Genomic DNA, 8,699 nt, shown 5'->3' with positions numbered 1-8,699 from the left:
CCAGCGCATGACGGTACCAAAAACCGTTGCCTTACCACTTGGCTATAACGCAATCAATGGAGGAAAGTGGATTCGAACCACCGAACTCAGAGAGAGCGGTTTTACAGACCGCCGCGTTTAGCCACTTCGCTATTCCTCCGTTGAAGTACTCTATTATCTTAACGAAAAAACAGGGTAAGTGCAAGCTTTTTTGGTAATTTTTTTGTTTTTTAGCTTAAACTTCCAGGCGCAAGTCCTCTGCTTGGGCAAAACTCAAGCGGTCGATGAAGAGCCAGCGCATGAAGAAGCCCAAAGCAACCGGGTAAACGACGTAGAGCACCGTCAAAAGGATGATGCTCCCCCAGCCTGGCGTCATCTTTGCGTAAGCCGCCAGAGGCCCGATCAAGCCGCTGAAGCCAAAGCCAGCGGAATTAGGCGTCCCCTGCAGGTTGAAGATGGCGGCCAGAAGACCGGACAGACCAGATGAAAGCAGGACCGGAACAAAAAGCTTCGGCTTTTCCAGCATGTTGGCCATCTGGATCTTTGGCGTCCCAATGAAGTGGGCCAAGGTGGTCCCCATCCCATTGACGCTGTAACTCATGATCCCCAGAGTGTAGGCAGCCCCGGTAATGCCCAGGTTGGCGGCCCCGGAAGCAACCCCAGTCAAGCCAATCGCCACCGCGATCCCAACTGAGGAAATTGGCGACACGATCATGGCCGCAAAGGACATCCCGATCAAAACGCCCATCAGGAGTGGCTGCAGCTTGGTGAAGGCCATGACGATCATGCCAATGAAGGTGGTCACGGTCTTAACGTATGGCAGAATTAGGAGACCAACCCCGCCGCCAACGACCAAGACGATGATTGGCAAAAGAATCGTGGTGTAGGAACCCAGTTTGTTGCCAATCAATTTGATCAAGAGGATGGCCAGGGTGATCGTCAAACCGATGTTGATGACGTCACCAGTCCCGGCCACCATAATCAAGCCGTTTTTAAAAGTAACCGCGCCAGAACCGATCATGGCCGCGGCAGCAACAGAACACATCTGGATCATGTTCATCTGGAAGAGGTAGGCAGCGCAGAAGCCAGCCATGGCGGCCAGCAGGCTCTGGGTAAAAGTCGTGATATTGATGACCGTCTGGGCAAAAGTTGGTGCCACGCCCAAGAGGGCCTTCATTAGTTGTCCTAAAAGCGCAGCCGGCACCAGGGCGGCAATAACCCCGAGTCCGATCCCGTTTAAAATGTTCAGCGTGCCTTGCTTAAGGCCATTTGTTTCTTTACTTTCCGTCATTCTTATTTTCCTCGACAAATTTCTTGATTCTGCTTACGCCTTCTTTGATTTCGTCCAGTGCCGTCGCGTAGGAGAAGCGGAGCCAGCCCTGCCCACCCTTGGCGAACCAGGAACCAGCGCAGACCCCGACATGGGCCTGGTCAGCCAGCTCGTAGACGAATTCCGTGTCCTTTTGGTTAAGACCGGCCGGAATCTTGGCCCAGATGTAGAAGGCCCCCTGCGGCTTGATCACTTCAAAGCCGATCTCAGTTAAAGCCTGGTAGAGGTAGTCCCGGCGCTCTTTGAAGGCTGCCTTCATTTCCCGGGCATCCCGGTCCCCGTTTTTAAAAGCTTCCTCAGCCGCGTCCTGCATTGGCGTCGGTTCAGTCGTGGTGATGAACTGGTGAACCTTGGCCAGCTGGTCAGTAATTTCCTGGGGAGCAGCCATGATCCCGATCCGGTAGCCGGTCATGGCCCAGGACTTGGAGACCCCGTTTAAAACGATGGCCTGGCTTCTGAGGGACTTGGCCATTGAGGCGTGCTCTTGCTCGTAGTTCAGTTCACTGTAGATTTCGTCGCAGAGGACAAAAGTTGGCCGGTCCTTGATCACTGCCGCCAAAGCATCCAGTTCTTCCTGGCTGTACATGACCCCGGTCGGGTTGGTCGGGTAGTTCATAACCAGAATTCGGAGGCGGTCGCCGTATTCGTCAACTGCCGCCTGCAGCTGGTCTGGCGTCAATTTGAAGCCGGTCTTGGAAGTGTCGATCTGGACAACTTCCGCTTTTTCCAAGGCCGCGTCGGCAATATATAAAGGAAAGATCGGAGTTGGCAGGACCATCACGTCGCCTAGGTTGATAATGGCAGACATGACCGTGTAGATGGCTTCCGTTGCCCCGTTGGTGGCAATGATTTCGCTTGGCTCATAGTGCATGTCGTAATGCCGGGCCAGGAAGTCAGCCGCGGCTTTTCTGAGGCCAGGCGTCCCGTTTGAAGGCGCGTAATGGGAGTGGTTGTCCACGATCCCCTTGATGGCAGCCGTCTTGATATGGTCTGGGGTGTTGAAGTCCGGTTCGCCAACCGTGAACTTGACGATGTCCGGGTATTGGCTCGTATACTTGGCAAAATTCAGAATAGCTGAAGACTTTACTTCCGCTACCCCCTGCTTAAAGTGCTTAGTTAAATCAACCATGGTGTCCTCCTTGGCTACCGTAAAAATAAAAAAATCGCGGATCAGATGATCCACGATTACCAAAGTCTGCTAATGCGCGTGTTCTTGAAACCGCCGGATCCTGATTCCTGCCGTTTCAAAAAATGCTGAGAAAACTCTTATTATTGAAACTGCAGATGCATGTTCTTGCTTGAAGACTTGCATCCGCAGATGCAAGCTAGTTCCAGTAATAAAAGCTAAAGAATTTCGCGTTCTTGCTGATTAAAGCGTTCATGATTCTTGTCCTCTCTCAACATTTGATGCTTTAACTATATCTTAAAGATAAATTAAAGTCAAGCGCGATGCGTTAATTTTCTTCCCAATTTTCAGGATTGGCCAACAGGTCCTGCATGGCCTGCAGGAGGTCGCGGCCAACCGTAATGGTGCCAGGCTTAAGGAAGTAGCTCAAGGAAATTTCTTCTTCCAGCTGGCCCAGCAGCTTTTGCATTTTCTCCACTTCTTCTTCTTTTCCAGCCATCTGCTGCCTCTTTTCTTAAAAAATCTGCCTACAAAAGTTCTTTTCCATTTTACCAGATTTTTGCCTTGCATTTTTGAGAGCGCAAAAAAGACCAAGCCTTCCAGCCTGGCCTAACTTATTGCGTTAGCTGGATTCGAACCAGCGCATGACGGTACCAAAAACCGTTGCCTTACCACTTGGCTATAACGCAATCTTACTTGTGAGCTGATCGCTCAACAAATAATATATTACCTAATTTCCCAGCTGTGGTCAACAGTTTTCGGCAACTTTTTTCTAAAAAACTTTTTCCTTAAACCCGGGCCGGCAGGTCAAGCTGGCTTTCAGCCAAGACCTTGCCCTCCAAGGCACGCAAGAATTCATTGTAGTAATAAGGCTCTTCCAGGTCCAGCTTCTCGCTTAAAGCGTAAACCCGGAAGCGGTAGTCGTGGTCCTTGTCCGGCGGAGTTGGCCCGATATAGCCCGTATGTACTTCTTCTGGATCATTCAAAAAGCGGGAAACGGTACTGTTGTAGCCCTGGGGAGTATCCGTCGTCCGGCTGAAGTCAGCTGGAATTTCGCTGGCTGCTGGCACGTCGCTGGCCAGCCAGTGGATCCAGGCAAAGCCACAGACCGGAATGGAATCATAATCGACCAAGGACCAGGCCAGGTACTTGGTCCCTTCTGGCAGGTCCGTCAGGGTAAACGGAAAAGACACTACCGGGTTGCCAGCTTCTTTAACGCTGGCATACTTGGCATATTCGTCGGGTAAATAGCCCTTGTTCAATTTCACTTGAATTTGCATGGTCAAACCTGCTTTCTTTACTCAAGACTTACTATTATCATCTTCATTTTAACATTTTTTCTGTTAAACTAATTAACAGTGTCTTTTATAGGAGTTTTAGTATGTCACGTTATAAAATTCAAGCTTTTCTCTTTGTCTTCGTGGCCTTCATGCTCGGCTGCAATGAATATATGATCGTCGGTGTTTTGCCGGATATTTCCCGGGAAATAAATGCCTCACTCAGCAGCTTAGGCTACCTGGTTACCGTATTTGCCCTGGTTTATGCCATCGCTACGCCCATAGTTACTTCCCTAACCAAGTATTTCAAGCGCCACCAGCTCCTCTTCTTTTTGATGGGCGTCTTCTTCATCGGCAACACCTGGACGGCATTGTCCCACAGCTATATCAGCCTGCTTTTGTCCAGAATCCTGTCTGCCACTACGGCCGGGGCAATTATTTCCCTGATCCTGGTTATCGCCAATTTCGTGGCGCCCTTGGAAAAAAGAGCCTCGCTTCTGTCCTGGATTTTTGCCGGCTTCTCGATTGCTTCCATCATCGGCCTGCCGATTGGTACCTTCATCTCAACCACTTTTTCCTGGCATGCCAGTTTCTGGATGATCTCAGTTCTGACACTTGTAACCTTCGTCCTTTTACTGGTATTCGTGCCCCGGGATACCCCGCAGAGCCAGTCCAGCAAGGGCAATAAGCAGTTTGCCATCCTGGGCAACCGGCAGATCCAGCTGACCCTCTTGGCCATCGTCCTGGTCTGCGCGGCCCAGTATACCTACTATACTTATATCAGGTCCTTGATCACCGACTACATGCATTTTCCAAAGAGCTGGCTGAACATCTTGCTCTTGCTGCTGGGCTTGGCCTTTATCGCCGGCAACAAGACTGGGGGCTTTCTGGCCGACCATGGCGGAATCAAGCGCCTGCCATTGGTTTTCGGCATCCAGACCGTCCTGCTCTTCCTCTTGGCGCCGCTTTTGCCGCTGTCCTGGCTGGCCTTCCTATGCATCGTCGGCATCTGCTGCCTCAACAGCATGTACGGGTCTTCCACCCAGGTTTATTTCCTGGACCTGGCCGCGGCTGAATATCCAGAGTCAATTGACTTTGCCTCCAGCTTCAACTCGATTTTTGCCAATATCGGCATTTCCCTGGGCTCCTTTACAGCTGCACAAGCGGCAGGCTTGACTGGTATTTCCAGCACCCCCTACTTTGGCGGTGTCTACAGCTTACTCAGCTGCCTTCTGATGATCCTGGTTTGCCGGCAATTAGCTGCTAAGAAGTAAAGAAAAACAGAATAGAGAATAAAATAGAGATAGAAAACAAAAACTCGCCTCACAGCGAGTTTTTTTAGTCGAATAAAGTTTGCCAGTCAGAGTTACGTTGGGCAGCAAAGCACATCTTGACCTGTTCAGTCGAGTTCTTGTTTTCCGCCAGAGGCGGCAGGTCAGCTTCCTTAAACCAAGCTGCCTGGCTGGTTTCGGAGTTGGCTTTGAATTCCCCGCCCAGGGACTGGCAGAGATAATAGATGTCGGTAATTCCGTAAGGGTGGATGGAGCCATGGTGCTTAAAGTGATCTTGAACAGCAATAATTTTGACCGGTTTAACAGTTAAGCCGGACTCTTCCCGGCACTCCTTGACGCAGTTGTCAGCTGGGGACTGGTCGACGTCACACCAGCCGCCGGGCAGGGACCAGTGCCCTTCTTTTTCTTGGACCAGGAGAATCTGGTCATCCTTGAAGATGGCTGCCCTGGTCGCGATCTTCGGAGTCTGATAGCCAATTTCATTGCAAAAGAGCTCCTTGACCTTGTCATAATTGACCTCACTTTTTTCCGCTAGCATTTCCGCGGCAATTTCCCGCAAGCGGCTGTAGCGCTCCGTGTCAAAAACATCCTTGCTGTAGGCCAGGCCGGTCTGCCCGATCGCTTGGATTTCCATGGCCCAGTCAATTAATTTGTCGCCTTTTTTCATCATGCCCTCTTTTCCTTCTGCTGTAATTGTTTCTGCCTTAATTATAGTCAAAGGGAAAAATTTTTGCGCAAAAAAGCAGATCCGGAGATCTGCTTTCTTGACTATCTTTAATCTTGATTATTTGACGTAGGCTTCCTTGAAGTCCCAGTTGCCCCGGTTGTAGACCGCCTTCTTAACACTGGTCCGGACCAGCATGACGCTGGTTGAGTAGTAGAGCGGGCAGATGCCGGCATCGTTTAAGAGGATATCTTCAGCCTTGCTCATGTCGCTCCAGCGCTGGCTAGTAGACGTGGTGGTCTTGGAGTCAGCAATCAGCTTGTCGTATTCGCTGTTTGACCATTGCCCGTCGTTTTGGCTGTTGCCAGTCGTGAACAGGTCCAGGAAGGAGATCGGGTCAGCGAAGTCGGCGATCCAGTCGATCAGCCCCAGCTGGAAGTTGTGGCTGGCCAGGCGGTTCAGCAGGGTCTTAAACGGAACGCTGTTGACTTCCACCTTGACCTGCGGCAGGGTCGCTTCAATGTTGGACTGAATTGATTCAGCCGTCTTCTTGGCACTGTCCGTGTCGCTGGAGATCAAGGTCAGCTTGATCTTGCTCTTGCCCAGTTCAGCCAAGCCCTTGGCCAGGTACTGCTTGGCCAGCTTCTTGTTGCCGTCCTTCGGGTAGAGGCTCTTGGCGCTGCTGGAGATCAAGCTGGTGTAGTCTTTGCCGTTGACCTTGGTCAAGTCCTTGGAAGTCAAGGTGTTGGCCGGCTGGCTGGCCCCGCCGTCGATGGTAGAAACCAGGCCCCCGCGGTCAATTGCCAGTGACAGGGCCTTGCGGATGTTGGCATTCTTAACGTATTCGTTGCCGCTCTTGCCCTGGCCGAATTCCATGTAGTAGGTCCCGCCTTGTGGCAGCAAGGTGAAGGCCTTGTCGCTCTTCAGCTGCTTGATTTGTGAGGAGTCAAGGGAAGTAGCGTCCAGCTTCTTAGCCTGGTAGAGGTTGTAAGAAGTCGTGGTTGACTTCTGCACGCTCCAGTTGATCTGGCTCAGCTTGACCTTGCTCTTGTCCCAGTAGTACTTGTTCTTGACCATCTTCCAAGACAGGTTGGACCCGGTCCAGCCCTTCTGGATGTAAGGACCGTTGTAGACCAGGTACTTGGAAGCTGTCCCGTACTTGGAGCCATACTTCTTGACGGCTTTTTCATTTTGCGGGAAGAAGACCGCGAAGCCCATCAGCTTGTTGAAGTATGGGATCCGCCGTTCCAGGGTCACGACCAGCTTGTACTTGCCAACCGCTTTGATCCCCAGGCTCGTTGCCGGCTTCTTGCCAGCTACGATCTTGTCAGCATTCTTGATGCCTGAGAAAAGGTATGAATATTCTGATTCAGTCTTCGGGTTGACCGTCCGCCGCCAGGAGTAGACAAAGTCCTGGGCCGTCACCGGGTCCCCGTTGGACCACTTGTCGTTCTTTCTCAAGGTGAAGGTGTAAGTTTTACCGTCTTTGGAAACTTTTTCAGAGGTTGCCAGGCCCGGAGTAATTTTTGAGTCCTTGCCCAGGCGGTAGAGGCCTTCAAAGGTGTTGGAGATCTGGGTAAAGGAAACCGAGTCGGTCGCCTTTGACAGGTCCATGGTTGGAATTTCAGCACTAGCTGACCAGTTCAAGGTCTTTTTGCTAGAAGAACTTGCCTTTGAAGAACCACATGCCGTTAATGCGAGTGCCGCCAGACAGACGCAAGCTGCTTGACCTAAGTTTTTCGGAATTTTCATTGTCTTGTCCCCTGCTTTCACATCTTTATCATCACGGGTCACTTTTTAAGCTTGCATTCATTGTATTTTCATTTTGTAGCATATGCAAGGACTTGTACTTTATTCCGGGAAACTCTTCATTTTGGAAATTTTCTGTCGGGGACTGATTTACTTTATTCAGTTGGTCTAGACTTTTGCTTAATTTTCTTATGTGGATAAGTTGGGGAGAAAAATTGGTCTGCTTATGGGAGAAAAACAAAAAAGCGCCGTTCCCTGCGGAACAACGCTTTTTGAAGGCAAAACGTAATCGTAAGATTAACGCTTTGAGAATTGTGAAGCCTTGCGGGCCTTCTTCAGACCTGGCTTCTTTCTTTCCTTCATTCTTGGGTCACGAGTCAAGAAGCCAGCCTTCTTCAGTGGACCACGGAAGTCTGGGTCTACTTCAAGAAGGGCACGGGCGATACCATGACGGATCGCACCGGCTTGACCTGAGAAACCACCACCGTTAACGTTAACGATAACGTCGTATTGGCCTTCAGTTTCAGTCAAAGTCAAAGGTTGCTTAAGGTCCTTAACCAAGATTGGCAATGGAATGTAGTCAGCAACATCCTTGTTGTTAACAGTGATCTTACCATCGCCTGGTACTAAACGAACGCGAGCTACGGCGTCCTTACGACGACCAGTACCTGCATATGCAGCTTGTTGTGCCATCTAAACTACCTCCTAGATCAAATTGTTAATGTCTAACTTTTCAGGCTTTTGCGCTTCGTGCTTGTGTTCTTCACCAGCATAAACGTGCATCTTCAAGAATTCTTGGTGGCCAAGAGTGTTCTTTGGAAGCATACCCTTAACTGACAATTCAACCAATTTAACAGGGTTCTTGGCAAGCAATTCGCCAGCTGATACAGACTTCAAGCCGCCACGGTATTCTGAGTGGTGGTAGTAGATCTTGTCAGTTGCCTTCTTACCAGTCAGCTTCAACTTAGAAGCGTTAACGATGATGACATTGTCACCAGTGTCAACGTTTGGGGTAAATTGAGGCTTGTTCTTACCTCTAAGGATAGTAGCAACAGCAGTTGAAAGACGACCCAATGAAACATCAGTAGCGTCAATCAAGTACCACTTACGTTCAATTTCACTAGTCTTTGCTAATGGTGTAGTACGCAATGTAAATTCCTCCGTTTAATTCGTAGTTTGAATACAATAAGTTTCCGGGGCCTATCGTGGACAAACATACTCTTATATCATATGTCCTAAATACCAAAATGTCAATTATAAATCAAGGTCGAGCCGATATTTT

At 49.9% G+C, this 8,699-nt stretch carries 9 protein-coding genes and 2 tRNA genes; 1 reads left to right on the top strand and 10 read right to left on the bottom strand.

Translation table 11 applies throughout. The features are described from left to right. Positions 1-57: 57 nt before the first annotated feature. The 6 genes from ACI32D_RS04890 to ACI32D_RS04865 form a co-directional block, all read right to left on the bottom strand. Positions 58-139: transfer RNA gene (locus ACI32D_RS04890), tRNA-Tyr, on the bottom strand. A gap of 75 nt (positions 140-214) precedes the next feature. Then, positions 215-1,270 (bottom strand): PTS sugar transporter subunit IIC, encoded by a 1,056-nt coding sequence (locus ACI32D_RS04885; RefSeq protein WP_439775503.1) that lies wholly within the window; start codon positions 1,268-1,270, stop codon positions 215-217. Continuing rightward, complete coding sequence (locus ACI32D_RS04880) at positions 1,257-2,438, bottom strand: aminotransferase class I/II-fold pyridoxal phosphate-dependent enzyme (RefSeq protein ID WP_439775502.1); 1,182 nt, start codon at positions 2,436-2,438, stop codon at positions 1,257-1,259. The genes ACI32D_RS04885 and ACI32D_RS04880 overlap by 14 nt, the downstream gene beginning before the upstream one ends. A 325-nt stretch (positions 2,439-2,763) precedes the next feature. After that, complete coding sequence (locus ACI32D_RS04875) at positions 2,764-2,934, bottom strand: hypothetical protein (protein ID WP_439775501.1); 171 nt, start codon at positions 2,932-2,934, stop codon at positions 2,764-2,766. A 118-nt stretch (positions 2,935-3,052) separates the two neighbouring features. After that, positions 3,053-3,124 (bottom strand) — tRNA-Gln (locus ACI32D_RS04870). A gap of 99 nt (positions 3,125-3,223) precedes the next feature. After that, a complete protein-coding gene (locus ACI32D_RS04865) occupies positions 3,224-3,715 on the bottom strand; it encodes a YbhB/YbcL family Raf kinase inhibitor-like protein (protein ID WP_439775500.1) in 492 nt (163 codons plus the stop codon). 101 nt (positions 3,716-3,816) lie between these two features. Between ACI32D_RS04865 and ACI32D_RS04860 the strand changes: the two genes are divergently transcribed. Continuing rightward, complete coding sequence (locus ACI32D_RS04860; protein WP_439775499.1) at positions 3,817-4,986, top strand: MFS transporter; 1,170 nt, start codon at positions 3,817-3,819, stop codon at positions 4,984-4,986. Positions 4,987-5,050: 64 nt separating this feature from the next. On the opposite strand, the gene ACI32D_RS04855 is transcribed toward ACI32D_RS04860, so the two are convergent. The 4 genes from ACI32D_RS04855 to rplM form a co-directional block, all read right to left on the bottom strand. Continuing rightward, positions 5,051-5,674, bottom strand: a complete 624-nt coding sequence (locus ACI32D_RS04855; RefSeq protein ID WP_439775498.1) for an NUDIX hydrolase N-terminal domain-containing protein — start codon at positions 5,672-5,674, stop codon at positions 5,051-5,053. A 114-nt stretch (positions 5,675-5,788) separates the two neighbouring features. Beyond that, complete coding sequence (locus ACI32D_RS04850) at positions 5,789-7,420, bottom strand: peptide ABC transporter substrate-binding protein (RefSeq protein ID WP_439775497.1); 1,632 nt, start codon at positions 7,418-7,420, stop codon at positions 5,789-5,791. Positions 7,421-7,714: 294 nt separating this feature from the next. After that, a complete protein-coding gene (rpsI, locus tag ACI32D_RS04845; protein WP_154546862.1) occupies positions 7,715-8,110 on the bottom strand; it encodes a 30S ribosomal protein S9 in 396 nt (131 codons plus the stop codon). 12 nt (positions 8,111-8,122) lie between these two features. After that, positions 8,123-8,566, bottom strand: coding sequence for a 50S ribosomal protein L13 (gene rplM, locus ACI32D_RS04840; protein ID WP_003613334.1), 444 nt, complete (start codon positions 8,564-8,566; stop codon positions 8,123-8,125). Between the last annotated feature and the right edge of the window lie 133 nt (positions 8,567-8,699).

Origin of the sequence: Lactobacillus sp. (assembly GCF_051873315.1) — a bacterium.
Classification (GTDB): Bacteria; Bacillota; Bacilli; order Lactobacillales; family Lactobacillaceae; genus Lactobacillus.
The sequence above is the reverse complement of the archived record's forward strand: the minus strand, read 5'-3'. Positions and strand labels throughout refer to the sequence as shown.

Coding starts and splice junctions, on each gene's coding strand:
- ACI32D_RS04885 (WP_439775503.1), bottom strand. CDS start 1,270: ATGACGGAAAGTAAAGAAACAAATGGCCTTAAGCAAGGCACGCTGAAC.
- ACI32D_RS04880 (WP_439775502.1), bottom strand. CDS start 2,438: ATGGTTGATTTAACTAAGCACTTTAAGCAGGGGGTAGCGGAAGTAAAG.
- ACI32D_RS04875 (WP_439775501.1), bottom strand. CDS start 2,934: ATGGCTGGAAAAGAAGAAGAAGTGGAGAAAATGCAAAAGCTGCTGGGC.
- ACI32D_RS04865 (WP_439775500.1), bottom strand. CDS start 3,715: ATGCAAATTCAAGTGAAATTGAACAAGGGCTATTTACCCGACGAATAT.
- ACI32D_RS04860 (WP_439775499.1), top strand. CDS start 3,817: ATGTCACGTTATAAAATTCAAGCTTTTCTCTTTGTCTTCGTGGCCTTC.
- ACI32D_RS04855 (WP_439775498.1), bottom strand. CDS start 5,674: ATGATGAAAAAAGGCGACAAATTAATTGACTGGGCCATGGAAATCCAA.
- ACI32D_RS04850 (WP_439775497.1), bottom strand. CDS start 7,420: ATGAAAATTCCGAAAAACTTAGGTCAAGCAGCTTGCGTCTGTCTGGCG.
- rpsI (WP_154546862.1), bottom strand. CDS start 8,110: ATGGCACAACAAGCTGCATATGCAGGTACTGGTCGTCGTAAGGACGCC.